27 protein-coding genes are annotated in these 25,291 nt (G+C 63.9%); 8 read left to right on the forward strand and 19 right to left on the reverse strand.

Features of this window, described 5'->3' with window-relative positions; all coding sequences use genetic code 11:
- Nucleotides 1–8: 8 nt before the first annotated feature.
- From K414_RS0107705 to K414_RS0107730, 6 genes are read right to left on the reverse strand one after another with little or no spacing between them, the layout of a single operon-like run.
- On the reverse strand, nucleotides 9–1,034 hold the full coding sequence (locus K414_RS0107705) for a phosphotriesterase (protein ID WP_027495428.1): 1,026 nt from the start codon (nucleotides 1,032–1,034) through the stop codon (nucleotides 9–11).
- On the reverse strand, nucleotides 1,031–2,065 hold the full coding sequence (locus K414_RS0107710; RefSeq protein ID WP_027495429.1) for an ABC transporter permease: 1,035 nt from the start codon (nucleotides 2,063–2,065) through the stop codon (nucleotides 1,031–1,033). Before K414_RS0107710 ends, K414_RS0107705 begins: the two co-directional genes overlap by 4 nt.
- Nucleotides 2,062–2,847: an ATP-binding cassette domain-containing protein gene (locus tag K414_RS0107715; RefSeq protein WP_027495430.1), complete on the reverse strand. Its 786-nt coding sequence runs from the start codon at nucleotides 2,845–2,847 to the stop codon at nucleotides 2,062–2,064. Before K414_RS0107715 ends, K414_RS0107710 begins: the two co-directional genes overlap by 4 nt.
- Nucleotides 2,848–2,851: 4 nt before the next feature.
- On the reverse strand, nucleotides 2,852–3,865 hold the full coding sequence (locus tag K414_RS0107720) for a substrate-binding domain-containing protein (protein ID WP_027495431.1): 1,014 nt from the start codon (nucleotides 3,863–3,865) through the stop codon (nucleotides 2,852–2,854).
- Complete coding sequence (locus K414_RS0107725) at nucleotides 3,862–4,758, reverse strand: carbohydrate kinase family protein (RefSeq protein ID WP_027495432.1); 897 nt, start codon at nucleotides 4,756–4,758, stop codon at nucleotides 3,862–3,864. The genes K414_RS0107720 and K414_RS0107725 overlap by 4 nt, the downstream gene beginning before the upstream one ends.
- Nucleotides 4,759–4,761: 3 nt before the next feature.
- Nucleotides 4,762–5,628 (reverse strand): BtpA/SgcQ family protein, encoded by an 867-nt coding sequence (locus K414_RS0107730; RefSeq protein ID WP_230073156.1) that lies wholly within the window; start codon nucleotides 5,626–5,628, stop codon nucleotides 4,762–4,764.
- Between the two features lie 202 nt (nucleotides 5,629–5,830).
- Between K414_RS0107730 and K414_RS0107735 the strand changes: the two genes are divergently transcribed.
- The gene (locus tag K414_RS0107735) at nucleotides 5,831–6,856 is read left to right on the forward strand and encodes a LacI family DNA-binding transcriptional regulator (protein ID WP_027495434.1); all 1,026 of its coding nucleotides are present in this window, start codon (nucleotides 5,831–5,833) and stop codon (nucleotides 6,854–6,856) included.
- Here the strand turns inward: K414_RS0107735 and K414_RS0107740 are convergent.
- From K414_RS0107740 to K414_RS26310, 4 genes are all read right to left on the reverse strand, one after another.
- Nucleotides 6,817–7,899: a M20/M25/M40 family metallo-hydrolase gene (locus tag K414_RS0107740; RefSeq protein ID WP_027495435.1), complete on the reverse strand. Its 1,083-nt coding sequence runs from the start codon at nucleotides 7,897–7,899 to the stop codon at nucleotides 6,817–6,819. The two genes, K414_RS0107735 and K414_RS0107740, sit on opposite strands and share 40 nt — an antisense overlap.
- 84 nt (nucleotides 7,900–7,983) lie before the next feature.
- Nucleotides 7,984–8,817, reverse strand: coding sequence for an alpha/beta fold hydrolase (locus K414_RS0107745; protein ID WP_027495436.1), 834 nt, complete (start codon nucleotides 8,815–8,817; stop codon nucleotides 7,984–7,986).
- 19 nt (nucleotides 8,818–8,836) lie between these two features.
- On the reverse strand, nucleotides 8,837–10,054 hold the full coding sequence (locus tag K414_RS0107750; protein ID WP_051364991.1) for a lipase family protein: 1,218 nt from the start codon (nucleotides 10,052–10,054) through the stop codon (nucleotides 8,837–8,839).
- A 9-nt stretch (nucleotides 10,055–10,063) separates the two neighbouring features.
- Nucleotides 10,064–10,930: a hypothetical protein gene (locus K414_RS26310; protein WP_152530377.1), complete on the reverse strand. Its 867-nt coding sequence runs from the start codon at nucleotides 10,928–10,930 to the stop codon at nucleotides 10,064–10,066.
- 66 nt (nucleotides 10,931–10,996) lie between these two features.
- Here K414_RS26310 and K414_RS0107760 point away from each other — a divergent pair, with 66 nt between their 5' ends.
- Nucleotides 10,997–11,758, forward strand: a complete 762-nt coding sequence (locus tag K414_RS0107760; RefSeq protein WP_027495438.1) for a TspO/MBR family protein — start codon at nucleotides 10,997–10,999, stop codon at nucleotides 11,756–11,758.
- Here the strand turns inward: K414_RS0107760 and K414_RS0107765 are convergent.
- The 3 genes from K414_RS0107765 to K414_RS26315 are packed head-to-tail and all read right to left on the reverse strand — an operon-like array spanning nucleotide 11,746 to nucleotide 15,100.
- Nucleotides 11,746–13,515, reverse strand: coding sequence for an FAD-dependent monooxygenase (locus K414_RS0107765; RefSeq protein WP_027495439.1), 1,770 nt, complete (start codon nucleotides 13,513–13,515; stop codon nucleotides 11,746–11,748). The two genes, K414_RS0107760 and K414_RS0107765, sit on opposite strands and share 13 nt — an antisense overlap.
- On the reverse strand, nucleotides 13,512–14,438 hold the full coding sequence (locus K414_RS0107770; protein ID WP_027495440.1) for a fumarylacetoacetate hydrolase family protein: 927 nt from the start codon (nucleotides 14,436–14,438) through the stop codon (nucleotides 13,512–13,514). Before K414_RS0107770 ends, K414_RS0107765 begins: the two co-directional genes overlap by 4 nt.
- Nucleotides 14,439–14,464: 26 nt before the next feature.
- Nucleotides 14,465–15,100 carry a VOC family protein gene (locus K414_RS26315; RefSeq protein WP_032406084.1) on the reverse strand — a complete coding sequence of 212 codons (636 nt, stop codon included), beginning with the start codon at nucleotides 15,098–15,100 and terminating at the stop codon, nucleotides 14,465–14,467.
- Between the two features lie 154 nt (nucleotides 15,101–15,254).
- Between K414_RS26315 and K414_RS0107780 the strand changes: the two genes are divergently transcribed.
- A complete protein-coding gene (locus K414_RS0107780) occupies nucleotides 15,255–15,878 on the forward strand; it encodes a TetR/AcrR family transcriptional regulator (protein ID WP_072692027.1) in 624 nt (207 codons plus the stop codon).
- Nucleotides 15,879–15,906: 28 nt separating this feature from the next.
- A complete protein-coding gene (locus K414_RS0107785; protein ID WP_027495442.1) occupies nucleotides 15,907–16,566 on the forward strand; it encodes an enoyl-CoA hydratase/isomerase family protein in 660 nt (219 codons plus the stop codon).
- Here K414_RS0107785 and K414_RS28150 read toward each other — a convergent pair.
- The 3 genes from K414_RS28150 to K414_RS0107800 are packed head-to-tail and all read right to left on the reverse strand — an operon-like array spanning nucleotide 16,535 to nucleotide 19,080.
- On the reverse strand, nucleotides 16,535–17,305 hold the full coding sequence (locus K414_RS28150; protein ID WP_027495443.1) for a TetR family transcriptional regulator: 771 nt from the start codon (nucleotides 17,303–17,305) through the stop codon (nucleotides 16,535–16,537). The genes K414_RS0107785 and K414_RS28150 overlap by 32 nt on opposite strands.
- Before the next feature lie 12 nt (nucleotides 17,306–17,317).
- Nucleotides 17,318–18,103, reverse strand: a complete 786-nt coding sequence (locus K414_RS0107795) for an SDR family oxidoreductase (protein WP_032389695.1) — start codon at nucleotides 18,101–18,103, stop codon at nucleotides 17,318–17,320.
- Nucleotides 18,100–19,080 carry an NmrA family NAD(P)-binding protein gene (locus tag K414_RS0107800; protein WP_037218999.1) on the reverse strand — a complete coding sequence of 327 codons (981 nt, stop codon included), beginning with the start codon at nucleotides 19,078–19,080 and terminating at the stop codon, nucleotides 18,100–18,102. The genes K414_RS0107795 and K414_RS0107800 overlap by 4 nt, the downstream gene beginning before the upstream one ends.
- Nucleotides 19,081–19,198: 118 nt before the next feature.
- Here K414_RS0107800 and K414_RS0107805 point away from each other — a divergent pair, with 118 nt between their 5' ends.
- Both K414_RS0107805 and K414_RS0107810 read left to right on the forward strand, forming a co-directional pair.
- Nucleotides 19,199–19,828, forward strand: a complete 630-nt coding sequence (locus tag K414_RS0107805) for a TetR/AcrR family transcriptional regulator (RefSeq protein WP_027495446.1) — start codon at nucleotides 19,199–19,201, stop codon at nucleotides 19,826–19,828.
- A gap of 237 nt (nucleotides 19,829–20,065) precedes the next feature.
- Entirely contained in the window at nucleotides 20,066–22,423 is a 2,358-nt protein-coding gene (locus K414_RS0107810; protein WP_027495447.1) for a pyruvate dehydrogenase, read from the forward strand.
- A 12-nt stretch (nucleotides 22,424–22,435) separates the two neighbouring features.
- Here the strand turns inward: K414_RS0107810 and K414_RS0107815 are convergent, their stop codons facing one another.
- Nucleotides 22,436–22,642, reverse strand: a complete 207-nt coding sequence (locus tag K414_RS0107815; RefSeq protein ID WP_027495448.1) for a helix-turn-helix transcriptional regulator — start codon at nucleotides 22,640–22,642, stop codon at nucleotides 22,436–22,438.
- Complete coding sequence (locus K414_RS0107820; RefSeq protein WP_027495449.1) at nucleotides 22,642–23,124, reverse strand: DUF2975 domain-containing protein; 483 nt, start codon at nucleotides 23,122–23,124, stop codon at nucleotides 22,642–22,644. The genes K414_RS0107815 and K414_RS0107820 overlap by 1 nt, the downstream gene beginning before the upstream one ends.
- Before the next feature lie 176 nt (nucleotides 23,125–23,300).
- Between K414_RS0107820 and K414_RS26325 the strand changes: the two genes are divergently transcribed.
- Nucleotides 23,301–24,146: a GAF and ANTAR domain-containing protein gene (locus K414_RS26325; protein ID WP_152530378.1), complete on the forward strand. Its 846-nt coding sequence runs from the start codon at nucleotides 23,301–23,303 to the stop codon at nucleotides 24,144–24,146.
- 227 nt (nucleotides 24,147–24,373) lie between these two features.
- Complete coding sequence (locus K414_RS0107830) at nucleotides 24,374–24,586, forward strand: hypothetical protein (RefSeq protein ID WP_152530379.1); 213 nt, start codon at nucleotides 24,374–24,376, stop codon at nucleotides 24,584–24,586.
- 13 nt (nucleotides 24,587–24,599) lie between these two features.
- Here K414_RS0107830 and K414_RS0107835 read toward each other — a convergent pair whose 3' ends face one another.
- On the reverse strand, nucleotides 24,600–25,280 hold the full coding sequence (locus K414_RS0107835; RefSeq protein ID WP_027495451.1) for a TetR/AcrR family transcriptional regulator: 681 nt from the start codon (nucleotides 25,278–25,280) through the stop codon (nucleotides 24,600–24,602).
- Nucleotides 25,281–25,291: the final 11 nt, after the last annotated feature.

Raw genomic sequence — 25,291 nt, forward strand, 5'->3', positions numbered from 1 at the left:
GTGGTTCTCTATCCTTTTCCGGCGCTCTCGAAGAGCGACCTGGGGTTGTCCTGCATGAGCGAGGAGACGTGGTGTGCGTCCATTCCGCTGCGGACCAGCCGCGCTGCGAAAGAGACTGGAACGTAGGCCAATCCGTTGCCACCGAACTTGCGGAGCATCGACTTGAGAAACAGATCGTGGCTGAGCAGCAACTGGGATCGATAGCCGCCGCCGACGAGGCCGCAGATCGCGAACGCGGTATCGGCGGGCGACGGCGACTGGCCCTCGCCTGCGAACTCGAAGGGCATGCCGATCATGTCGAACTCGAGGAAGACTCCGCGATCGGCGAGGGCGCACTGATAGTCGGGGTCGTCGCCCGAGGGGTCCATGTGGCAGAGCACCACAGCTGCCGGGTCGACACCCATCTCGTCCACGACGATGTCGAGGACTTGATGTCCTCTGCGTTGCCAGCCCGGGAGATGGACGAACAAGGGGACGTAGGTTTCTCTTTGGGCGATGCAGGCGGCTCTCAGTGCTTTGGCCTCGGCGTCGGTGAAGGACGGCGAAACGCCGATCTCACCGATCACCCCCGGCCGCGGCCCGTCGCCGGTGAATTCGGCGATGAGCCGGGCCGCGAGGTTGTCGATACCGAGCGCGGTGACCTCGGGCGGGTGCGTGGGTTCGAGATACCAGCCCGAACCCATGACGACGCGTACTCCGGACTCGCGTGAGTAGTGCTCGAGGATCTCGGGTCGCCGCCCGATGCCCGGCGGCGTGAGGTCGACGACCGTGGTACCGCCGTTGTCCGCGAACACTTTCAGGTCGTCGAGTACGGCCGCCGCGTCGTCCACTCGGCAGTTGTCTGCGCTGTGGTACGGGTTGTCGTGCAGCAGCCAGGCGCGGTCCGCCGATACCGGACCGGACAGCAACTGCGCCAGAGCCGGGTCGGCAGCTTCGGAATACGCGGTCGAGGCGTCGTTGTGCAGATGCTCGTGCGGTAGCACCAGTCCCAGTTCGCTGGAGTCGATCGGCCCGGTGACGGTCTGGACGATCATTGCTTACCCGGTGCGCTCTGCAGGTGCTTGAACAGCGAAGCCAGGGAGTGCCCGCGCATGTTGATCCAGATGGCAACGAGCAGAACGACACCGGTGATGATCGGTGTCAGGAACGGGCTCACACCGAGTAGCGTCAGGCCGTTGGCGATGATGCCGGTCAACACTGCACCGATGACGGTGCCGATGACCGTTCCCCGGCCGCCGAACAGGTTGGTGCCTCCCAACACCACTGCGGTGATGACGGTGAGCTCGAAACCATTGGCGGAGTTGGCCGATCCCGAACCGAGTCGTGCAGCGATCAATAGGCCCGCGATGCCCGCGGCGAGCCCGGTGAACACCAAGGTCATCATCAGCACGCGACGGGTGTTGACGCCGGAGCGTCGGACGGATTCGACGTTCGAGCCGATTCCGGTGACGTAGCGGCCGAATCGTGTGCGGTTGAGCGCAACAGCGCCGACGATCACTACGGCCAGAGCAATCCATGCGCTTGCCGAAAAGCCCAGCCACGACGCCGTACCCAGTTTCGCGAAGGCGGTACCGGGAGTGATCGGTACCGAGAAGCCCTCGGTTCGATAGAGCGCGATACCGCGGATGATGGACAGGGTTGCCAGGGTGACGATGAACGGCGGAATGCCCTGGTATGCAGCGAGCCAGCCGTTGACCAGGCCCCATGCTGCGCCCATCAGTGGTGCCGCGACGAATACCACCGACGAGTCGACTCCGGCTTGGATGAGTTCGGCGCTCATCGCGGCGACGAAGGCAACCGTTGCTCCGACCGACAGATCGATCTGACCGGTGGTGATCACGAACGTCATGGCGACGGCGATGATGAGAACCGGTGCGATCTGCGTCGCGAGGTTCGAGATATTGGTGAAGGTCAGGAACGAGGACGTCGTCACCGAGAACACCAGGGCCACTGCGATGGTGACCGCGAGCATGGCCAGGGTCGGCTTGCTGGTCTGCTGCCACAGAGTCGGGCGAGCCGCGAGTTTCTCCACGGTCGGCTGGTCTTTCTTGTCCACGGTGATCATGGGCGGCCTTCCGACGAGGAGGGTGAACGCTGGGGAACCGGCGTGCGCGTGATCAATCCGACGAGCGACTCGATGTTCAGATCGCCGATCGGAACATCGTCGACGCTCTGTCCCTCGTACATGACGGTGATGCGGTCGCAGACCCGGAACAGGTCCTGTAGGCGGTGCGTCACCAGGATGACTCCGACGCCTTGGGCTGCGACGTCGGTGATGAGCTTGAGGACCGATTCGACCTCTGCCACAGCAAGAGCGGCGGTGGGTTCGTCCAGAATCAACACGTCCGGTCGAAACGAGACCGCGCGTGCGATGGCCACCGTCTGGCGTTGCCCACCGGAGAGTTGCCCGATCTCCTGGTAGGTCGACTTCACCTTCACGTGCAGGTCCGCCAGAATCTTGGCGGAACGTTCGTGCATCCCGTGGCGATCGAGGAACGGCCCCTTGCGTGGCTCGCGGCCGAGGAACAGATTGCTTGCGACGTCCAAGGTGTCGCACAGGGCGAGGTCTTGGTAGACGATGCCGATTTTTTTCTGTTGTGCGTCCAGCGGTGTCGAGAAGCGCACGGGTTCTCCGTTGACGCGCATCTCGCCACCGTCGTGTTGGACGGCACCGGCAAGGATTTTCATGAGCGTCGACTTGCCGGCGCCGTTGTCTCCGACGACGCCGAGTACTTCGCCGCGGGCGAGTCGAAGGTCGACTCCGCGAAGCGATTTCACCGGGCCGTACGATTTGGTGATTCCCGAGAGTTCGATCAGTGGCGCGACCGTCAGGTCTTGTTGTGCCATAGGACTACTTCTCCAGGTAGTACATGTAGTCGCCGACGTTCTCCGGAGTGACGATCTGGGTCGGTACCGGGATGTCAGCGGGTGCGGTCCGTCCGCAGCCGAGGTCGATGGCGGCATTCATGGCCTCGTAGCCGAACTCGAAGGTGTTCTGCTGCACGACGCCTTTCAGCCACCCTGCGTTGAGAGCGGAGACGGCCTGATCGGACAGATCCCAGCCGACGGCCTGAATTCGGTCCTGGGCGTTCTGGCTGTTCACCGCGGCGACCAATCCGATCAGAGCAGGCTCCCCGGTGGCGTACACGTACTGCATGTCCGGGTTGCCGGTGAGCAGGTTCTCGGCTGCGGTCTGCGCGTTCTCCTGGATGTTGCGGCCGTCGACCACGGTGCCGACGGTCATCCCGGCCGCCGAGACGGTATCGGTGAAGCCCTTCTGACGTTCGAGCTGGATGGTGCTGTTGAGTGCGCCGACGATTCCCACGGTGCCGGTGTTGTCCGCCAACGCAGTGAGAGTGTCGCCGATCTGAACGCCGCCTTCGGCATTGGCGGTGCCGACCTGCGTGTCCACGGCAGGATCGTCGACGGTGGCGTCGACGGCGACGACCGGAATGCCCGCAGCATCGGCCTTGACGATCGAGGGCTTGATGCCGTCCGTGTCGATGGCATCGACGATGATCGCGTCGACGCCCGAGGCGATGAGGTTGTCGAAAGCGTTGGCCTGGCTGACCGAGTCGTCGTTGCCGCTGATGATCTGCAGTTCGACGCCGGTCTGGTCGGCGATCTTCTGGGCTGCGTTGTTGATCTGGTTGAAGAACAGGGCCTGCAGGTTGATGGTGACGAGACCGACCTTGAGGGTGCCGTTCTTGCCGTCGCACGAATTGGCGACGCGGCTCGGATCCGGGATGCTCGACGCGGCTGCGTCGGTTCCGCCCGCGGTGTCGCTGCTGGATGCGGAGTCACACGAGGTGAGGGTGAGCGCGAGTGCGGCACCGAGAACGAGGGGGAGTGCGCGTTTGATCATCGGGTCTCCTGAAGGTCGACAGTGGCGAGCGTGGTCGTGAAGTCGGTGAGTTCGGTCGGCGTGGGGCATCCGCGTGGTCCGGCTGTGGCGCAGGCGAGTGCTGCCGAGATTCCCGCCATTCGGGCTGCGTGGATCGGGGGTTCGCCCGCGTCGATGAAGGCGATGTAGGTGCCGCAGAAGCAGTCTCCGGCTCCGACGGCATCTATGACGTCGACCGGTACTGCCGGTTCGGCGATGGTCTCACCCGAGGGTGTGACCAGGGTCCACCCGCGTTCGCCGTCGGTGACGACGAGGTGGGTGTCGTGCTCGGCGGTCAGTATCGGCCACCGTTCGGCTGGAATGCCGAAGCTGTTCTGCCACAGACTGCGTCCGACGATGACGTGGTCGGCAAGGGCGAATGCGTGCAGTGCGGCGTCGAGGTCGTCACAGCCGTCGAGGTCGATGGCGAGGCCGACGTTGTCGGGGAGTGTGGGTGGGAGCATCGACGCGCGGTAGCCGTCGAGGAACACGCGTCCACCGTCGATCGAGAGCTTGTCGAGGACCGTGCGTAGTCTGCCTGCGTCGTTGGCGTCGTCCTGGCTGATGATCGATCGGTCCCCGCCGTCGGCGATGAGAACCACTGCGGTGGAAAGGAATGCGTCGCGCGGTGCCCAGCTGGTGTCGACTCCGTCGCGTTCGAGGGCCGCGAGGAATTCGGAGGATCGGATGTCCGGGCCCACCGCTCCGGCGAACGCGACGCGGGCTCCCATGCGGGCTGCCGACACTGCGGCGTTGGCATTCATGCCGCCGTCGATCGACTCGATCGTCGTAGCCTGCACCCTCTCTCCGAGGGTCGGAACATGCGGAACATGAACCGTCACATCGTTGTTGGCGTAGCCGAAAAATACGATCATCGTCTACTTCCCGGCTGCGCGGGACACGTCGCGAACCTTCTCGCCGGAGACCCGGCCCCACCAGCGTGCATTCTCCTTCACCGAAGAAGCGATGATGGCACCGTCGCATTCGTTCATCAGGTCGGCGACGTTGGCCGCCGTGATTCCCGATCCGATGATGACGGGGAGGACCGTGTTGTTCTTGATGACCGACACCTCGTCGACCGAGGCGGCGTCACCGGTTCTCGAGCCGGTGGCGATGAGGACGTCTGCGTCGAAGAATTCCGCGTCCTCGGTCTGTTCGGCGATGGTGCGATCGGCAACGATGGCGTGGGCACCGTGCTTGACGTGCACGTCGGCGAAGATCTTGACCGGGTCGGCACCGATGCGGTGGCGAAAGCGGGTGGTCTTGGCTGCCTGGCCTTCGATGAATCCCTCGTTGGCGATGTAGGCGTTTGCCCACTGGTTGACCCGCACGAAGCTCGCTCCGGCGGCCCACGCCGCGGCCACGCCGCATTCGCCCGCGTTGGACAGGATGGATACTCCGACTCTGCTGCCGAACTCACCGACGACGGAGGCGGTGACGACACCCATGCTGGCCGCTGTTTCGTATCCGTGCTCTCCGGGCTTGAGGAAGGGTATGTCCCAATGATTTTCGACGATGACGCCATCGAATCCGTTGTCGATGTACGCGTGCGCCTCCTCCACGGCGAAGGCTGCGATCTCGGAGACGGGCTGGCCCTTGTAGTGCGGGCTGCCCGGTAATGCGGGCAGGTGGATTGCGCCGATGAGTGCGGGTGCGGAGGTGAACATCTCGGCCAGCGCCGACGGCTTGGTCGGAAATACCCCCAGCGCGGCTGAGGGGTTCGGATCCGACGGGGACGTACTCACGTAAGGAGCTCCTCTGGTGTGGGCGTCGACCAAGGCGATGTAATCGATTGCCTCGTATGTATGCACCGTAGGGGATCGACACCGGGGCGTGTCAAGGAATTCTTGAGTCGTTTATGTAAACGATTACCTCTACTGTGTAAACAGCATCGCAAGCGACCGTGCGGTTCGCTAGCCTCGGTTCACACGCGAGAGTAGGAGTTGGATGCGCAAAGCAACCATTCGTGACGTCGCGGAGCGCGCGGGCGTCTCGACAGCCACGGTGTCTCGGGCGCTCTCGGGGTCACGTCCGGTGTCGGACGACGTTGCCGCGAGTATTCGGCAGGCGGCGGCCGAACTCGGCTATTCGGGCAACATCATCGCCAGCTCTCTGCGCCGCAACCGCACGGACACGGTCGGGATGGTGGTGCCCAGTATTGCCAACCCGTTCTTCACCTCGCTCGTCGTCAACGTCGAACACGTTCTCTCGCAGCGTGGACTGCAGCTGTTCCTGTGCGATTCGCGATCGGATCCTGAAGTAGAGGCGCAACGGCTACGTAGTCTGGTCTCGCGTCAGGTCGACGGCATCATCATCAGCCCGTGCCATGGAGAACGTTCCGCCGAGGCCGTTCGTGCGTCGGCCCGTGCGATCCCTGTGGTTCAGCTCGACCGCTTCGCTCTCGATACTCATACCGATTGGGTCGGCGTCGACGATGATGCCGCTCAGGGTCTGATCATGGATCACCTTGCTGCACAGGGGGTTCGGAGTGCCGCATTCATCAGTTCCGAGCTGACCAATTCGTCGACGGAGTTGCGGCGGGCGGGCTTCTTCCGCCATGCCGAGCGCGTGGGGATTCGGACGCGGGACGAGTGGACGTTGTTGGGTGATTATTCGATCGACTGGGGGCGTGAGTCGTCGCGCTCGATCCTCGCTTCTCCCACGCGGCCCGATGCGGTGGTGGGTGCGGACGACCTGATCGCCCTCGGGGTGCTGCAGAGCTGCCAGGCTCTGGGATTGTCGGTCCCGGGCGATGTGATGGTCACCGGGTTCGACGACATTCCGTTCTCTGCATTGAGCAATCCGCCGCTGACCACCATCCGGCAACCGCAGGAACGAATCGCTGCGGAGGCCACTCGACTGCTGGATCAGGCCATGAACAGCGATCACACCGGCACTGCGCATATCGCGTTGCAGCCGGAGTTGGTGGTCCGTCAGTCGACGGTCGGCCACGCACGCGTCGCCGCGGTGTAGGCGACGATCGCCGCGTCGAGTTCGTCGAGCGTGACGGTTTCGTCGGCGGCGTGCATCAGGGCCGGCGTCCCCGGACCCCACACGACGACCGGTGCGGAGGGGGCAGCGGATGCTATGACGGACGCGTCGGTGAAGTACGTAACCGGTTCTGCCGCAACGGTATGCGGAAGTCCATCCACCCATCCGTTGCCTTGGGGTGTGCGAACTCCGGGCAGATCGATGCGAGCGTCGGCGTGATCGACCTCGGGTTGATCGCGCCACCAGGACAACAGATCGGACCCGTCCCCGACGGTGCGATGGTCGACGACGACGTGTGCGGCGTCGGGAACGATGTTGGGTGCCGAGCCGCCGTCGATCAATCCCACGTTGAACGTTTCCGCGCCCAGGAACTGATCCGTGGACAGCGGGAGCTCGGTGCGGGCTCGTGCCAACACGTCGACCAGTTTCATGATTGCACTCTCACCCCGATGCGGAGTACTTCCATGTGCTGCAATGCCTTTGGTGGTCACATCGACCCACAACGCACCTCGATGCCCCAGATGGACGCGATTTCCCGTTGCCTCGGGAACCACGACCGCTCCTACGGCGCACTCGGCGACGGCGTGGCGAGCGGCACGCGCACCGAGTGACCCGATCTCTTCGTCGCTGGTGAGCAACAGGGCGGCAGGAACCCCGTTGTCGAAGGCGTCCATCACCGCAGCGGTGGCGGCAACAAGCCCGGCCTTCATGTCCGAGGTGCCGCGGCCACGGAGAACACCGTGTTCGATATCCGCGGCGAAGGGATCGAACTGCCAATTCGACAGATCACCCGCCGGCACGGTGTCCACGTGGCACGCGAACATCAACCGCGTCGCCGTCGGTGGGGAGGGATTGGTGATCAACAGCCACGGGTGGGGACCATCCGGATCGCCGTCGACGGCAAGGTCACCGACGCGAGCCCTGAGGACGGACACGATCGCGTCCATCGAGGAGCGCTGAGGACGGGGATCACCCGACACAGTGGGCTGGGTGACCAGTTCGGTGAGAAGTCCGACGGAATCCATGACTCCAGTATGCCCGTGGTGCCTTCGGCAGTGGTGCGGCAGAGCGCCGCAGAGGGCACATAACCGCACCACTGCCGCAGGCATCTATGAGGCGTTGGCGATGATTGCCTGCGCGGCTTCGGTCGGTGCCTGAGTCGGGATCCAATGTGTCACTCCGGCAAGCACAGTCAGGGTGTAGCGGGCATCGACGTACTGTTGTGCGCGTTCGATGGCCGAGCGGCCGATGAAGGTGTCGCCGTCACTCCACACCATCGATGTCGGGACTGTGATGCGCAGACGGCCGATACCAGGGTTGGAGAACGGCAGTCCGCGATACCAAGTGACAGCGAAGGGAAGTGCGCCGTAGTCGACGACGTCCGTGCGCGTGCACTCCAGGTCGTCCGCATTCATACCGCTTTTCTCATACCACTTTTCGGCCCTCTGGCCAGGCCGTGTCATCCATTTCTCGGGGAGCACCGGCAGTTGGAAGAATGCGAAGTACCAGGAGTGCAGAATTTGTCGTGAGGTGAGCAGAGCCGTCATGAACGACCCGGGATGCGGGACGGAGAATGCCGTCAGCGACGACACCAGATCGGGGCGTCGGCCTGCGGTGACCCACGCGATCATCGCTCCCCAGTCGTGGCCGACCACATGCACCGGGGCACCGATTTCGTCGATGAGGGCCACGACGTCGTTGACGAGCGCACCGACGCGATAGTCGCGTCGGCGTTTGGGTCGGGCACCCGGCGAGTACCCGCGCTGATCGGGCGCGATTGTTCGGAACCCCGCCTCGTTCAGCTGGTCCATCACTGCGGACCACGACGCGGCTCGTTCGGGAAAGCCGTGCAGCAGCAACACAATCGGTCCGTCCAGAGGTCCCTGGTCGAGGACGTCGAACTCGAGTCCGTCATGGGTGTAGCGTGCGATCCTCCCGCTCACCGAAGAATCCTTTCGTTGGTCAGCACGTGCTGGGAACCGATGCACCGGCGAATTCGGCGGCGAGGAATTGCATGGCCGAGTCGTCGCTCACGTTGTGTCCCTGCTCTGGTTGTTCCTGAGCGACAACCCGATCGCCGAGCACACACGCTGCGCGGACGGCGTCGGCCGTCCACTGCGGTAGCACGATGTCGTCGCGCGCACCGTAGGCGACGAACATCGGCACGGTGGTTCGTACCTGAGGGAGGGTGTAGCGGCCGATCAGATCGAACAGCTTCTGTTCTGCCTCGGGGGATCTCGGCGCGAACTCCGTCGGTGCCATCTCGCTGACAGCGCGCTCCTTGGTTGCGGTGTTCGTGCCCTGGCACGCGAGTAGTAGTTCTGTGTTGGTCTGAGCGACCGTGCCGCTGTAGTCCCGAGGGTCGAGGGTGGGATCGACCTGTTGCGCCCCGTAGAGCAGGTACGGCAGCAGCCCTTTCTGCGGTGTGGTCAGGGTGCCGTCCCTGGCGGCACGCGCAAGCGGTGCCAGATCCGTGGGCGGGGACAGTGAGACCGAGGCGATCAGTTCCAGCCCTTGCCCATAGCTGGAGTTCAATTCGTTTGCGGCCCAGGCTGCTTGCCCGCCCTGCGACAGTCCGACGGCTGCCCACCGAGCAGAGGTCTCGGGCAGGCCGTTGTGGACGGCGCGAGCCGCGTCGATCATGTTGTGGCCCGCAGTGCGCGGCTCCAGGTACGGGTGGGTGCCGTCTCCGCTGCCGAGTCCTTGATAGTCGGGTAGCACCGTGACGTAGCCGAGTTCGGTGAAAGCCTCGACCGTGGAGTCCAATCCGAGTAGGTCGGGGTACAGGGAGGGCCCGCAGTCGGCTTGTACGCCGGTGGTGCCGTGGCCGTAGACGACGATCGGCCATCCACCTGCCGGAGGTGTACCGGGCGGAACAGCGGCGACGCCGGAGACCGCCGTCGCAGAATCATCGACACCGGATGTCGATTCGTACACGAAGCGATAGACGGTCGCACCTGTCGCAGTGAGCCTGGCCGACCGGGACCCGAAATCCTCCGATTCGAGCAGCGTCCCCGCAGTGCCCGTCAGCTCGTACTGCGACTGTGCTGCAGACGTACTTGCGGGCGCGGGCGAGTCGGGTCCAGCGGGCGACGAACTGCATCCGACGGCCGTCAGCAGCGTGAGCCCGCACGCAATTGCGAAGACTCGGCGAGACGGCAGGGCAATGGATGCGGGCATATCGCGTGTCTACCAGAACGCAGCCAACAACTCGTCGGTCGCCTGCAGCGGCGCATACCCGTCGGGAATGGCGCGACGGCATCCGTCGAGTTCGATGGTGAAATTGCGAATGTTCGACGGCCATCCAGCAGCATATGTCGTCACCGCCGTCCGCGTCGCAGACATCGTGCAGGGCCCGGCGGGTGCCAAGTCTTCGATCGATATCTCGATTTCATCTGTGGTGCCGACAGGGACCCTGCCGGAGAACAAGCAATACATGTAGCCGACCGTCAGTCCCGTGGCGGGCTCGGTACCTACGACGGGGTCCGAATAATGAGGGGAGCAACTGGACACACTGAGCCGTGCCCGTTGGAGAACAGGGTCGCGATGCTCCACCACGTCCACCAACTCGAGTGCGCGGATTGCCTCGACTCCGTCTTGTTTCGGGAGGCCGCATTCTCCGACGGGAAGGGTAGGTTGCATCGCTCTGCCTTGGGCGTCTTCCAGCCACAGTTGATCGGGTTCAGCCACGCTGTAGGTCGGACACAGGTCCGCAGTCAGCTCGCGCTCGGACGGCTCGTTCAGCAGACGTATCGCGGTGGAGAAGTCTCCCGCTCGGCGTAGCTCGCGGTAGGCGACTGTGCCGTCGGGATCGACGGTTTCGCCGCCTTCGCACATGACCGCGGTTGCCGGCACAAAATCGTCCGGAATTGTTCCAGGGATCGGACGATCGACAGCCGGGGTCGGTCTGTCGACCGGCTGAAGAACCTGGCATTCGAAGGACTCCGCTGATCCGATTTGGGCCGCCGGACGTGCAGGTCCGAGCGACGCCGGCGACGCACAGGTGACCGCGGTGATGGCGACGAGCATCAGTCCCACCGTCCATCGCCATGTCATCAGCACAACGTAGCGGCATTGCAGTTCAGGGTTTGTCGCTTCTGTTTTTCGGGGACTATCGCAGCCATGAGGATTGGCGTCGTTGTCAGTGCGGTCGTTGCGGTTGTGGTGTCGTTTCTCGGGTCCGGCGCGTGGATGGGGACGCCCATTGCCGAGGCGGCCGGCGGGGCGCTCAGTGCCACGTCGACGCTGGTGGCTCCCGCTGGTCCCGCGTTCTCGATCTGGTCGGTGATCTACACCGGTCTCGTCGTCTATGCCGTCTGGCAGTTCCTACCCGGTCGAACTGCACGTCACGACGCCTTGCGGGCACCGGTCATCGCGTCGATGTTGCTCAATCCGGCGTGGATTCTCGCGATTCAGTTCGGGCAGGTGTGGCTCAGCGTGGTGGTCATCGTCGCGCTGTTGGCCGCTCTCGTGCGCGTCTTCGTTCACCTGCAACAGCAGCGCCCGGAATCCGTGGTCGACGCGGTGATCACCGACGGCACGATGGGTCTCTATCTCGGGTGGGTGTGCGTGGCCACCATCGCGAACATCTCGGCGTGGCTGGTCGATCTCGGAGTCACCGGTGGCGCGACGGTCTGGGCGGTCGTTGTACTGGCCGTCGCAGCAATGGTCGGGGTGACTCTGGCGCGTTACTCGAACGGAGCGATCGCTCCGATGTTCGCCATCGTGTGGGGACTGGGATGGCTGGCACAGGGGCGCCTCGGCGGCGAGCTGACGAACGCCATGGTCGGATGGACGGCAGTATCTGCCGCAGTGATCGTCGCCGTCGTGACGGTGGGAATCAGGCTCCGATCACGGCGGTCGACGGTCCGTCAGGCGGCGTAGTACTTCCTCCAGTGCGTTTCGAGGAAGTCGGACAGCGAACTCCCCGAATCGTTGGTACGCCAGGCGACGTGACCGTCGGGTCGGACGAGTACTGCTCCGGACTCACCTACCTCGTACAGCGATATCAGTTCGTTGCGATCGACGCCGACGGGTGCGTCCAGTACGACGAGCGACATACCCGGGCGTACATCACGCATACCAGCAATCACCGATTCCCACGCGGAACCGTGGAAGGTGAACAGCGTCAACATGTTCGGGTCCAACACGTCGTGCGGCGAGACGAGTTGCCCGTCGACCGAGACGAGCGCGTGAGGCAATCGCGCACCGGGGTACGTGGTGGGCACGTAATCGACAACATCTTCCACGGGCTTCGTCGACGCGTCTTGGGCGATCAGTGGACTGTCGTAGAGGAAGCCAAATTGCAGGCCGGTGGAGACGAAATGCTCCAACTGCAGTGGAATCGCGGCTGCGATTTCGGCGCGCAGTTCCGCCGACCCGGGGGCATCCGGGCGCAGGCTTCGTGATCGGCTCATCTGCTTGCGGGTTGCTGCAGCCGCGATGGGCGCGATCAGTCGGCCCGGAAGTTTGTTCAGTGGTGCCCGCCCCATGGCCTGAGTTGCCTTGGCCAGCATGGCGTTGGTGATCCCGACGCGCTTGCCGATGTCGTCCATGCGGAAGTGGTTGGCCACACTCTGTTCGGCGAATTTCTCCACCACGGGCCGACGCTCGGTGTCGTAGGTGTCCAGCAGCTCCGGGCCTGCCGCACCAGAGAGCACGGCATCGAGCTTCCACGCGAGGTTGTGGGCATCCTGCACTCCCGAATTGAGCCCGAAGCCGCCGGTGTGCGGAAAGCGGTGAGCGGCATCGCCCAGCAACAGCAGCCGATCGTGGCGGAAGGTGTCGGCCGTCTGTGACGTCATCACCCACGTGCCCGTCGATTCGAGCGTGAAGTCGTTCGTACCCAACGCCTTCGGTAGCGTCTTCTCCCAGAATCGGCGGCCATTCCTGGCGATCTCCTGCGCTGGGTGCAGATAGGCCGTCATCAGGATGTAGCGGTGGTCGGCGTGCGAGATGAGCACTCCGCACAGGTCCGGGGTGTAGATCCAACTCAACAGCGGACGCGCGTCGTCGGGAAACAGCGTTGTCGACGTGAAGAACGCACTGCCCATGTTGGCCAGTACCGGTCCGGTCAGCGATATCCCGGCCGCGTCGCGGGTCGCGCTGTTGGCACCGTCGCAGGCAAGGACGTACGGCGCACCGAGTTCGTCGACGTCACCCGTCAGGGTGCGGAAGGCGATGCGCGCGTCACCGGAGTTCGATTCGACCGATTCGACGGAGACTCCGCGGCGAAATTCGATCAGCGGTTCGGCGTCCACGGCGTCCCACAGCACGGGCATCAGAATGTGCTGGCCGATGTGCGACACCATGTACGGGCTCTGGCTTTCCACGATGGCTTTGCGTTCGGGATCGGACAGCAGATCGATCGACCCGATCGCGTCTCCGGCCAGGTCACCGTACCAGCTGATCAGATTGACCTGTTCGTGCGGAGGCGACATCGCCGCTATGGACTTGGCCAGTTCGGGGCTGTACTCGTTCCATATCTCCAGCGTCCGAGCATTGATGACGTGAGCCGCCGGATGGAACAGGGGACTGGTTCGACGCTCGAGCAATACCGTTCGAATACCCCTGCGCGCCAGCAGAAGCGCTGCAGTGGTACCCGCCGGCCCGGCACCGATGATGACGACAGGAGTGCTCATCGGACGACGGTTTCCTGGGTCCCCAGGTCGATCGACCCGTCCGGAGTGCGGATGGTGGCAGTGATGACGTCGTCGACCGAGAGGTACTTCGGGTTCTTGGCTTGGCGTGCGAAGAAGAACTTCCACTTCAGCGCAGGCGGGATGAGTTCGCCGATCTTCTGGATCGCTTTGGGCGGCGCGGAGATTGCCGTGCCGATCGGAGTTCCGGTCAACAGGACGTCGCCTGCGGTCATGTTCTGAAAACGGGCCAGTCTGGTGAAGGCCTCGGCGGGAGGAGTGATGAGGTCGTCGCCGATGGTCTGGTCCTGACGGATCTCCTCGTTGACCGCCAACGTCATCCGTAGCTCGGGCAGTCGTCGCAGCTCGTCGTTGTCGAGCAGCACCAGTCGAGGGCCGAGTGGGGTGAAGGTGGGATACGACTTGCTCTCGTACACTTGCACTTTCGTCAACTGGATCTCCCGAGCCGACACGTCGTTGGCCACGACGAAGCCCGCCACGTAGGACGCGAGGTTGTCGTCGGTGACGGTTGTCCCGATGGGGATATCGGCACCGACCACCACGCCCAGCTCGATCTCGTAGTCGAGCAGAGCTACCTCCGGCGGTTGCCGAATGGGATCGTTCGGGCCACTGATCGACGCGGACGACTTACGAAAGAACGTCGGCTGCAGGGTCTTCGGGTCCGAGCCGGCGTCGATCGCATGGGATCGGTAATTGAGCAACTGCGCCACCACTCGGCACGGTGCGGTGATGGGTGAGAGGAGTTCGAGCTCGGCGACATTCGTGCCTGTCCCCGATGCGGCGTCGATGGCCGGCCGGTCGGCCAGTAGCTCACGGGTGGTCTGCGCGGTGGTGTCGATCCTGACGGCCTGGTCGCCGTCGAGACGCCACCAGCCGTCCTCGGTTCGAATGATGTTGATGGGCATAGCTTTCGATCCCCCCTAGCAATCGGTCACAAAGTTTTCGGTGTGATGGTCTTCTTGTTGGCGATCACCGGCCGGCCGGGCCTGGTTCCGGCCTCACGCTGCCGCAGTTCCTCGTGGGTCGCTCCGTTGCGGAGTCGGCTGAGGAGGTAGTCGGGGTCGATGTTGACGCCGATGGGATTGCGCGCGAATTCCTCGGTGAAGAAGAAGGCCGCAGTGTGGTCGGAATCGAAGTTCTCCACTTGGAACTCGAGCCGAATACCGTCCGGGTCCTCGTAGTACAGCGAGATCGTCGGCCCGTGGTTGATGGACCACACCGGAAGGATGCCCTGGCGCTTGAGCCGCACGTAGTTCTCCAGCAGTCGTTCCAGCGATCGGAACGTCAGGGCGATGTGATCGATGCCGTAGGCCTTGCGGCGCAGCTTGGCGAAGGGGAACAGGAACTTCACCGGCTTGGGCACGGCAATGATCGCGAGTCGATGCGACTCGTCGTCCCAGGTCAAGAACGTGATCTCGTCGTCCTGGTAGGCGATCTCGGCCCCGAACACCGTGCCGTACCAGCGCACCATCTCCTCGGTTCGCGCAGATTTGACGACCCAATGCGCGATGTAGTCGGGAGCGACCCGTTGCGTCTCGATCGTCGGTGCATCGTGCGTTGCGCTCATGAATCGACCTTTCGTCGCGATCGGAGTGTGATCCAGATTAAGTGCAGTTTGACTGTCAGTCAATAATTTGACTAATGGTCAGTCGAAAATCCGGAATGGGTGCGGTGCCGAGCGTGTCGTTGTAACAGAGCAGTTGCTCTGTTACGGTCACGTCATGCCCCGCCCACGCGTGCACGATCTCGACCACCTACTGGATGTGGCCGAGGCGTTGGCCGTCGAGTCGGGCCCGGCCGCGGTCACCATTCGCGCGTTGTCTGAGCTGACCTCGGTGTCCAACGGGGCGATCTACCACGCGTTCGGGTCGCGGGCCGGACTCCTCGGCCGAGTGTGGTTGCGCGGCGCGCAGCGCATGCTCACCGTGCAGCGAGGGTCCGTGGACGACGCATTGGCGACGGGCACCGCGGTGGACGCAATAGTGGCTGCTGCGGATGCGCCGGCGCGCTTTCTACTCGATCATCCGACGGCCGGACAGTTTCTCATGATTGTGTCGCGTCGAGAGTTGCTGGGCTCGAACGATATTCCGGACGCGCTTGCCGACGACCTTCGTATGCTCGATTCGACGCTCGTCGAGTTGTTCGTGCGGTTGTCGACCGAGATGTGGAACCGAGCGGATCGCACGGCCGTAGCCGTGATCAAGGATTGCACCGTCGAGCTCCCTGCCGCGTTGCTCCTGCGGGGTCGCCGTGCGCCAGACGCATCGGTGCGCGAACGACTCGCTGCCGCCGTGCGCGGCGTCCTCACTCTTCCTCCGCCCCCTCCACCGCCGAAGTCTTCATAGCCTCGGCACCCTCGAAAGGTAGCTCACGATGACTCCTACGCTAGAAATTCGCAGTGACATAGCGATTTTGACGCTCGGCTCGGACGAGAATCGATTCTCACCGGACTGGCTCGATGCGGTCGACGCCCACTTGGACCAGATAGAGCGGTCGGCGCGCGGGCTGATCACAGTAGGAGCGGGCAAGTTCTACTCCAACGGACTGGACCTCGACTGGCTGATGGCCCATGGTGATCGCGCCGATTGGTACGTCGATCGAGTGCAGACGCTGTTCGCCCGAATACTCACGTTTTCGATACCCACCGCCGCGGCGGTCAACGGGCACAGTTTCGGTGCCGGAGCGATGTTCGCCATTGCCCATGACTACCGCTTCATGCGCGAGGATCGTGGCTACTACTGCTTTCCGGAAGCGGATATCAACATCCCTTTCACTCCCGGCATGTCCGCTCTGATTCAGGCGAAGCTCTCTCCGCAGACGGCCATGGTCGCAATGACCACGGGACATCGGTACGGGAGCGCGGAGGCCCTCACTGCAGGTCTCGTCGACGGCGTAGCGGCCGAGGACTCGGTGATCGATGCTGCGCTGGAGCGGCTCTCGGCAATTGCCGGTAAGGACAAAGCCACCATCGGAGCCATCAAGACGACCATGTTCGCGTCGGTCACCGCTGCGCTGCGTCAGGGCCGACAGTGACGTCGTAGTCGGTCGCGTCGCGCCGCGCAGGCGGGATCAGAAGGTGAACACGGCCGACTAGGGCCAGAGCCGTGTCGGCGTCGGCGCCGTCGAACACTGCGGTGTGGATGCCGCGCATGGCACCGGTGAGCAGTCGGGCTGAGGCAGGGAGGTCCGTGGCGTTGTCGATCTGCCCTGCTTCGGCAGCGGCGCGGAGTAGTTCGGTGATGGCATCGACGAAGCTGTCGTGCCAACGCTCCGCTGTGCCTTCGGATTTCGGGACTCCGAGATTGCGGAACAGCACGTGCGTGCGCGGTGTCTCGTAGATGCTCTCGGCAGCTATTCGCAGAAATGTCTGCAGCTGCTCGAGTGGGGTGCTCGGCCAGCCGGCGTCCGCGGACCGTTCACGGATGCGTTCGATCAGAACGGTGGCGGCGTCGTCGACGGCGGCTTGAAAGAGTTGGCGTTTGTTGGGGAAGTGGTGGAAGGCCGTTCGGGGTGCCAGACCGCATTGCGCAGCGACACTTTCGATCGTGATGTCTGCGTAGTCGGCGTGCCGAAGCAGCTCCTGGGTGGCCTCGATGAGGCGTGTCGGTGCGGGCCCGGGTTCGTCAGTGGTGGACGACCCGGCCCAGCGGTACAGCGTGGTGGTGTGGATGCCCAAGTCCGTGGCTACGGCTGTCGGGCTTTCGGAACCCCCGAATGCCCGTGCCACCGCCTCTCGGCGATCGGCGAGTGTGAATCTCGAGACCCTGGCCATGATCGTGACAGTCTAGTGCAGCATTCGTGCGAGGGCCGGGAGTAGAACTCGTGCGGGGACGATACCCGCCGTCGCCGCCTGCAGAGCATTGCGGCGACCCGAAATAACATGTGGCCGTGACCGTTTGGCGTCTAGTGCCTTCATGGCGGTGGCGACGACGTCGGTCGGTGTCTGGTAGGTACCGGTGGCTGTGGCCGAATCGCCTATGACGTCGAAGAATTCGGTGTGGGTGGGTCCGGGGTTGAGTGCGAACACTCTGACTCCGTGTTGCGCTGCTTCGTACCACAGCGACTGGCTGAAGCTCAGCACGAAGGCTTTGGCGGCCGCATACACGGCAAGAGTCGGGACAGGTTGGAATGCCGTCGTGCTGGCCACATTGACGATGGTGCCTGCTGTGCGGGCGATCATGCCCGGCAGGAACGCCGAGCAGATGTCCACGACCGCGCGGATGTCGACGGCGACGAGCCGCTCGAAATCGTCGGCGTCGCCGTCGACGAACGGTCCCTGGACCGCAAATCCTGCGTTGTTGACGATGAGGTCGATGCGCTCGGGAACGATGGCGCGGAGCCGCCGACCACTGGCCTCCTCCGACAGGTCCCAGGGCACTGTTCGGCAGCGCACACCGTAGGTCGATTCGAGCTCGTCCGCCAGCGCTGTCAGACGATCTTCCCGTCGGGCGACGAGCACCAGATCGGAGCCGCGGGCGGCCAGCACTCGCGCGAATTCGGCGCCGATTCCGGAACTCGCCCCGGTGACCAATGTGCGGCCTGGACTGTAGCGAGAAGCCCTGCGGCTCATCGTTCCGTGCGTCCGAGTTCAGCGGCGGAGCGCCGGGCGAACTGTTCGTACGAGGTGGGTGTGCGTCCGAGCAGAGTCGGAAGAACCGTCAGGTCACCTGCGGGTAGGCCATGGCCGTCGTAGTGGGTCATCATCGTGCGGTACGCCTGACGTGCATCTTCAGGCCAGTTCTTCATATCGCGGGGATTCGACGCGGCCTGCGCGCCGCGAACGATATGTCCGAGCGAACGCAGCTTCGTCGATCGCACGGCGTGACCGATGACGGCAGGAAGTGCAGGCACCACATCGAGGGTATTCGTCAGCGACGAGGGCGGGATTCGGATGGCGGTCACCGGATGCCCCAGCACGCGTGACCAGATCTCGGCCATCTGGTGTCGGGTGAGTTCGACCGCGGACAGGTCGTAGGTGCGGCCGGTGTGCGGCGACGGGTCGATCAGTACGTTCGCCGCGGCCTCGGCGACGTCGGCGAGATCGACGACACCCATGATGCTGTCCGGCGACACCGGGTACGGCATGACGCCTGCCTGCAGGAACTCCCACACTTCCAGGTAGTTCTGCATGTAGTGCGACGGCCTGAGCACCGTGGTGGGGATTCCGCTGTCGCGGAGCAGGCCCTCGGCGATGTCCTTCTGGTGGTGGTGTGTCAGCTGATGCAGGTCCGGATGGATCACGGAGTGAAACACGATGTGCTGCAACCCACTTGCCGGAGTCGTTGCGATCAGGTGCTCGATGATCGGTCTCTCGTCGATGATCTGGGTCGGTGCCGCGTGATAGAGCACGTCGGCTCCGGCCAGAGCTCTGTCGAGCGTGTCGGGCGACCGCAGATCGCCCACGACGACCTCGGCTGCCCCGTCTCGACGGGTGGTCGCAGCCTGACTGTCGTTCTTCACGACAGCGCGGACGGGCATCTTCTGCGCGGTCAGCTGCCGGACGAGCAACCGTCCGATCCCGCCTGCGGCACTGGTCACTGTGATCATCGGACCTCCTCGATGGGGAGCGCGGCAGTCCCGGCTCTCTCGCACATATTGCAGATGATCTGCACATAACGCAAGAGGTCGACGCAAATGCCGACTCGATCTGCATTAGTCTCGGACGGTGCCCTCGAACGACGTCGACGATGCAGAGCAGTCGCGGCGCGCCCGCCCACGTCGCGATCGCCGTCAGGCGTTGATCGACGCCGCGATCGAGATGATCTCCGAAGGTGCCAGCGCAGACATCAGTGCGGCGGCGATCTCGCGCAGAGCGGGTGTGGCGCACGGGTTGCTCTTCTACTACTTCACCGACAAGCAGGGCCTGGTGCAGGCTGCGCTGGCCGACGTTCTGGGCAAGTTGTCCGACGCGCAGGGGCCGCAGTCCGAAGAGCGGACCGTCCGAGCGCGGCTGGAAGGATTCGTCCGACGGCACATCGAGTTTCTGCGGGATCACCGAGCGCTCTACTTGCGCGTGGTGCGGGAGGAGGAATTCGGTGAGGCAGGCGTCGAGAGCGCCCTCCGGCAGGCTCGCGCCGAGGGTGAGCGTCAGGTCGCGGCCCTGGCCGAACTTCCGGATCCGTTGCCGCCGCTGGTCGCTGTTGCGATTTCAGGGTGGACCGGCTTTCTCGATCGAACCGCCGATGCCTTCTTCGAGACGGCGGATCTCGATCTGGACGAGTCGGTCGCGCTGATCGTCGACGCATTCGAAGCTGTCATCGATTCCGCGACTCGCCGAGGTGCCGGGCCGCGGTGATCAGGTCGACCAGAAACGGCAAAGGCTGATTCCGAAAATTGCGCAGATTGCTCAATGTCGATGACTTCTATTGCGCAGCCCGCCGGGTTCTGGTCGACTGACGCCGGTTGCATCACAGACGCGACTGACTCGGCGCTTCGCAATCCGAACGCTTGCCTCATGGAGTGACGGGACCCATCCGGTCCCGCCACGTCCACTCGATGCAATCTTTCGTCGCCTATTTCAGGAGTGCTCGCCATGACCAGCCTCAGCTCGACCACCGGCAACTCGACCGACGGTGATTCGGTCACCGGGGGGCGCGAAACCCTGCACGACATTTCCGAGCGGGTGCTGTGGCTGTCGACGTCGATGATCCACCACGCCAACCGAATCCGGCCCAATCCGACGGGTCTCAAGGTGGGCGGTCATCAGGCGTCGTGCGCGTCGATGGTCACCATCATGACCTCGCTGTGGTTCGAGCAGCTCGAAGCGGGCGACCGAGTATCGGTCAAGCCGCACGCGTCGCCGGTGCTGCACGCCATCAACTACCTTCTCGGTGAGCTGGACGAGAAGTATTTGACGACGCTGCGCTCGTACGGTGGGCTGCAGTCCTACCCGTCGCGCGCCAAGGATCCCGATACCGTCGACTACTCGACGGGGTCGGTGGGTATCGGTGCGACGGCACCTATTTGGGGCGCAATGTCGCGCCGCTTCGTCGACTCCGCATTTTCCGCAGACACCCCGAGTGGGTTTCGCGGACGGCAGTATTCGCTCGTCGGAGACGCCGAGCTCGACGAGGGTGCCGTGTGGGAAGCCGTCATCGATCCGGGCATCGGTGAGTTGGGCGAGATCGTCTGGATCGTCGACCTGAACCGTCAGTCCCTCGACCGGGTGGTGCCGAACATCGCCGCGCGTCGCCTCGAGAAGATGTTCGACGCGGCAGGCTGGCAGGTCATCACCGTGCGGTTCGGTCGGTTGCTCGAGAACCTCTTCGCGCGTACCGGTGGTGACGCCCTGCGGCGTCGCATTCTCGACATGCCCAATCCCGAGTATCAGCGGCTGCTGCGGTGCTCGGCGTCCGAATTGCGAAATCGACTGCCCGGCGACGGTTCCGATGCCACGGCGATCACTGCGCTCATCGGTGACCTCGACGATCTGATTCTCACCGAGTCGATTCGCAATCTCGGCGGCCATGATCTCGACGCGCTGCGCGAGGCCTACGCGCAGATCGACGACACCCGGCCCACGGTGATCATCGCCTACACGGTCAAAGGATTCGGCCTCCCCACTCAGGGGCATCCGCAGAACCACTCGTCTCTGCTGACTGTCGACGAATATGCGGCTCTGGCAGACACTCTCGGCACCGACGTCGGTTCGCCATGGGGCCGCTTCGACGACGCCACAGCTGCCGGGCAGTTGTGCGCCGATGTCGCCGAACGGCTGCGCCGCGAGCCGGTGCCCGTCTCGGCACCGCCTGCAGTTCCCACCGACATCGGCCGTACTCCCAAGGGCACGGCCACGACGCAGGCCGCGCTCGGCCGCACCCTGATCGACCTGACGCGTGAGGCCCCGGATGCGGCGCGGCGCGTGGTCACGGTCAGTCCCGATGTCAGCTCGACCACCAATCTCGGCGGTTGGGTCAACAAGGTCGGTGTCTGGTCGTCGTCGGAGCGGCACGATTGGTTCGGCGACGATGCCGAAACCATCATGCACTGGCGTGAGGGTCCCACCGGTCAACACATGGAACTCGGTATCGCAGAGACCAATCTGGTCGGATTGATGGGCGAGCTGGGTGCAACGTGGAGTCGGTGGGGAGAGCCGTTGTTCCCCATCGGGGTGATGTACGACCCGTTCGTCGAACGCGCCCTCGAACCGTGGTCGTACGGCATCTACGCGGGTGGTCAGTCGATTCTGGTCGGTACGCCGTCGGGTGTCACGTTGGCTGCGGAAGGTGGTGCGCACCAGTCGATCAAGACGCCGTCGATCGGTCTGGAGCAGCCCGGGTGCATCTCGTACGAGCCGGCGTTCGCCATCGACGTGGAGTGGACGCTGCTCGCCAGCATCGCCAAGTTGGGTCGTCCCGACGGCACCTCGGCGTACCTGCGCCTGTCGACCCGTCCGGTCGATCAGACGTTGGCCGACGTGCCCAGCGATCCGGCGGCCCGCGAACGCAGGCGCAAGCAGGTGGTGGCCGGCGGCTACCCGCTCGTCCGACGAGACGGAGCCACCGTCACGATCGCGGCGATGGGTGCGCTCATGCCCGAAGCTCTCGACGCCGCAGCACGTTTGGAGCGCATCGGCATTGTCGCGGACGTCCTGTGCATCACAAGTCCGGGCCAGCTCTATCGAGCCGTCCAGGCTCGCCAGGGACACGGCGACGCGGAGTCGTGGATTCTCGATCAGCTGTTGCCGGCCGATCGGGCGACACCGATGGTGACCGTCCTCGACGGCCATCCGCACACGCTGGCGTTCCTTGCGAACGTGAACCGCGTTGCGTCGACGTCGTTGGGCGTCAGCAACTTCGGTCAGGTGGGCTCTCTGGACGAGGTGTACAAGCATCATCACATCGACACCGATTCGATCGTCGGTGCCGCTCTGGATGTCACCGGCCAGTAGTGCCGCGGGTGCTCATTCGTCCACCCATTCCAAGAGGTCTCCGGGTTGGCAGTGCAGCACCCGGCACATGGCGTCGAGGGTGCTCAGGCGCACGGCTTTGGCCCGTCCGTTCTTGAGGACTGCGATGTTGGCGGGCGTCAGCCCCACGCGTTCGGCAAACTCGCCGACGCTCATCTTTTGCTTGGCCAACTGAACATCGATGCGCACCACGATGGCCATCAGATGACCGCGTCCATGTCGCTGCGCAGTTCCGTGGCCTGACTGAGCAGGGTCCTCATGACGACCATCGACAATGCGGCGACGGCGACGATGACGACGAGTAGGAAGAGCAGTAGCGGCAGGCCTGGGTCGTCGGCCCCGAATCCGACGTAGAGGAACACCGCGACCAGCACCACCCAGGCCGCGACGATCGACCACGTGATCGTGTCTACCCACACCAACGAAGCGCGGGTGAAGATGGCGTTGCGGTTCACCATCGTCAGCAACTTCCATGTCGCGATCACGACCACCTGAATGCACAGCACCCAGAAGATCGACACGATGGTCAGCGGCCATCGCAGGTACGCGGATTCGGGAGATTCCTGGGCCATGTGGGCGAACTGCCCGGGCAACGACATGACTTGCATCAGCACCAGCACCGCGAACAACGCGGCGAGAAACAGGCGAAGCAACAGGACTACCACTCGATATCCACTCAGCATGGAGCGAGTATCGACAGTAATCTATCGAAAGTCAATAGATCAATGTGGTGTCCGTTTCATCCAGTTCGAGTTGACAGCGGGCGTACGGTTGTAACATTCGGTGAAGGTCATCACCGCTGACAGGCCTCGTGCACGCCAACAGGTGTAATGACTGCACCATCTGGGACGCGATCTACTTGACCGATTCCACATCCAACGGCCCCAAACGAAGTGCCGCTACCGAAGCCACGGCTGCAGCCGCATTCGACGAAGAAATTTCGGCTGCTCTGCCTGTCCGGCGACGTCGGTATGCAGGCGAAGACTATTTTGCCGAGGACACCTTCGATGCTCTCGACATATTTCGCGGAATACTGCTCGAATACAAACGTTTTGACACCCTCTTGCAGGGCCTGTGTGAACAGGTGGTCGCTGCCATTCCGTGGGCTGACATGGCGGGAGTGACTTTGCTCCGACATGATTCCGACAATCCCGCGACGGCGGCATGTTCGGATGCGCGTGTGATCGATGTCGACACCGATCAGTACGCCGCAGACGAGGGCCCGTGTCTCGAAGCGGCGAGAACCAACCAGATCGTCAGTGTTCGGATCGACGAGGTCGTAACCCGCTGGCCGACTTTCGCGTCTGCAGCCGCCGCGATCGGAGTGAAAAGTTATCTGTCTGCTCCGCTGGCTGTCGACTCGGGTCATGCCGGTTCGCTGAATCTGTACGGATTCGACTGCGAGGGCTTCAGCGATGTCGACGAGGTTCTCGTCAAGATGTTCGTCACGTCGGTCGAAGCTGCGGTGTGGAATTCGCGACATGCAGCAGAAGCGAGGACGGAAGCGGCCGGTCTTCGTGAGGCGATGAAGACCCGTGGAACAATCGAGCAGGCCAAAGGAATCTTGATAGCCTTGCGCGGCATCTCGCCCGAAGCGGCATTCGCGGTTCTGGCGGAGCAGTCGCAGCGTGAGAACGTCCGTGTTGCCGTACTGGCAGCTCGGGTGGTGAACTCGGCGGTCTCGCAGGCCGTAGGGTCGCATTGACGCCGTCAACTCCTCTCCCACTATGGTTCAGCGAAGCCGAACCGACCTGCGTTATCGAAGGTCGAGAAGGTCAAGGCCTATGACGGACACACCGATTCACGACGAACTTCAGCATTTTCTCGACATCGATACCGGCGGCGGGAGCCGGAAGGCTGCGGCCGTCGATCGGGCGGTCCCGGCCCCGGTACCCACGCATGTCCGGCCCCGGCATCACAGGGCCTGACGACGTGGCCACAGCCCGAGAGAAACAAGACGTAGCCCGAGCCGACTATCGACGCGCGAAGGAACACGAGCACGGGCTCGCGGATGTGCGTGGGCAGACCGACGCCGATGTTCCCCTGGTTGTCGGCGTCGACGATGCCGAATTGCAGGTCGCGGTCGATGCCGACGTGTCGGCACAGGAGGCTCTCAGTGTGGCTCTGAGGGCCGTCGACGACTAGAGCTGGACGGCGATCAGCTTTCGTTGCCGTCCCGGACGGACGCAGTGGGTGCGACGGCCGCGTGGACGTCGCCGCTGTAGGACGCAGGCAAGGGACTACTGCACAGTGTGCGTGCCTCGTCGGTCGAAATTCCGAGTGCGCGGAGCACTCGCTCGGTGGTGCCGTCGACCGTCGCCGCTTCGTCGCGGTCGGGCTGTGCGAGGAGCAGACGGCCCATGGAGAGCAGCGAACCGGCGACGATCGCGAGGGCGAGATCCGGGTCGTCGACGTCGAATCTCCCTTGCGCTGCGGCCGATTCGATATCGCGACGCGACCGTGGTGCCAGGCCACCGGCCGCGGCGAATGCGGCGGCCTCGGAGTTGAGCAGGACGCGGCTCAGTTGCGGTTCGAGGCGGAACAGGCGCCCGGACAGTCTGAACGATTGGGTGAATTTCTCGACCGGGTCCTCGAAACCGACGGTGAGCGAATCGAGGTAGTCGCCGACGGACTCGAGAGCGGCGTCGATGGCGGCCTGCCACAGTTCTTCTTTGCTCTCGAAGTAGTTGTAGAACGAGCCGTTGCTGACGTCGGCGGCCTGCGTTATTTCGAGCACGGGTGCGTTGGTGTTCCCGTTGGCGAGTAACCCTTGGGCGGCCTGGATCAGCGCGGCTCTGGTGCGTGCCTTGCGGCGCTCGACGCGGTTGCCTTCGGTCACGATCTGCTCCT

The sequence above is a fragment of the Rhodococcus sp. JG-3 genome, assembly GCF_000482405.1.
GTDB lineage: Bacteria > Actinomycetota > Actinomycetes > Mycobacteriales > Mycobacteriaceae > Rhodococcoides > Rhodococcoides fascians.

Excerpts from the sequence above, each read along its gene's own strand:
- K414_RS0107705 (WP_027495428.1), bottom strand. The coding sequence starts at position 1,034 with ATGATCGTCCAGACCGTCACCGGGCCGATCGACTCCAGCGAACTGGGA.
- K414_RS0107710 (WP_027495429.1), bottom strand. The coding sequence starts at position 2,065 with ATGATCACCGTGGACAAGAAAGACCAGCCGACCGTGGAGAAACTCGCG.
- K414_RS0107715 (WP_027495430.1), bottom strand. The coding sequence starts at position 2,847 with ATGGCACAACAAGACCTGACGGTCGCGCCACTGATCGAACTCTCGGGA.
- K414_RS0107720 (WP_027495431.1), bottom strand. The coding sequence starts at position 3,865 with ATGATCAAACGCGCACTCCCCCTCGTTCTCGGTGCCGCACTCGCGCTC.
- K414_RS0107725 (WP_027495432.1), bottom strand. The coding sequence starts at position 4,758 with ATGATCGTATTTTTCGGCTACGCCAACAACGATGTGACGGTTCATGTT.
- K414_RS0107735 (WP_027495434.1), top strand. The coding sequence starts at position 5,831 with ATGCGCAAAGCAACCATTCGTGACGTCGCGGAGCGCGCGGGCGTCTCG.
- K414_RS0107740 (WP_027495435.1), bottom strand. The coding sequence starts at position 7,899 with ATGGATTCCGTCGGACTTCTCACCGAACTGGTCACCCAGCCCACTGTG.
- K414_RS0107750 (WP_051364991.1), bottom strand. The coding sequence starts at position 10,054 with ATGCCCGCATCCATTGCCCTGCCGTCTCGCCGAGTCTTCGCAATTGCG.
- K414_RS26310 (WP_152530377.1), bottom strand. The coding sequence starts at position 10,930 with ATGACATGGCGATGGACGGTGGGACTGATGCTCGTCGCCATCACCGCG.
- K414_RS0107760 (WP_027495438.1), top strand. The coding sequence starts at position 10,997 with ATGAGGATTGGCGTCGTTGTCAGTGCGGTCGTTGCGGTTGTGGTGTCG.
- K414_RS0107765 (WP_027495439.1), bottom strand. The coding sequence starts at position 13,515 with ATGAGCACTCCTGTCGTCATCATCGGTGCCGGGCCGGCGGGTACCACT.
- K414_RS0107770 (WP_027495440.1), bottom strand. The coding sequence starts at position 14,438 with ATGCCCATCAACATCATTCGAACCGAGGACGGCTGGTGGCGTCTCGAC.
- K414_RS26315 (WP_032406084.1), bottom strand. The coding sequence starts at position 15,100 with ATGAGCGCAACGCACGATGCACCGACGATCGAGACGCAACGGGTCGCT.
- K414_RS0107780 (WP_072692027.1), top strand. The coding sequence starts at position 15,255 with ATGCCCCGCCCACGCGTGCACGATCTCGACCACCTACTGGATGTGGCC.
- K414_RS0107785 (WP_027495442.1), top strand. The coding sequence starts at position 15,907 with ATGACTCCTACGCTAGAAATTCGCAGTGACATAGCGATTTTGACGCTC.
- K414_RS28150 (WP_027495443.1), bottom strand. The coding sequence starts at position 17,305 with ATGGCCAGGGTCTCGAGATTCACACTCGCCGATCGCCGAGAGGCGGTG.
- K414_RS0107795 (WP_032389695.1), bottom strand. The coding sequence starts at position 18,103 with ATGAGCCGCAGGGCTTCTCGCTACAGTCCAGGCCGCACATTGGTCACC.
- K414_RS0107800 (WP_037218999.1), bottom strand. The coding sequence starts at position 19,080 with ATGATCACAGTGACCAGTGCCGCAGGCGGGATCGGACGGTTGCTCGTC.
- K414_RS0107810 (WP_027495447.1), top strand. The coding sequence starts at position 20,066 with ATGACCAGCCTCAGCTCGACCACCGGCAACTCGACCGACGGTGATTCG.
- K414_RS0107815 (WP_027495448.1), bottom strand. The coding sequence starts at position 22,642 with ATGGCCATCGTGGTGCGCATCGATGTTCAGTTGGCCAAGCAAAAGATG.
- K414_RS0107820 (WP_027495449.1), bottom strand. The coding sequence starts at position 23,124 with ATGCTGAGTGGATATCGAGTGGTAGTCCTGTTGCTTCGCCTGTTTCTC.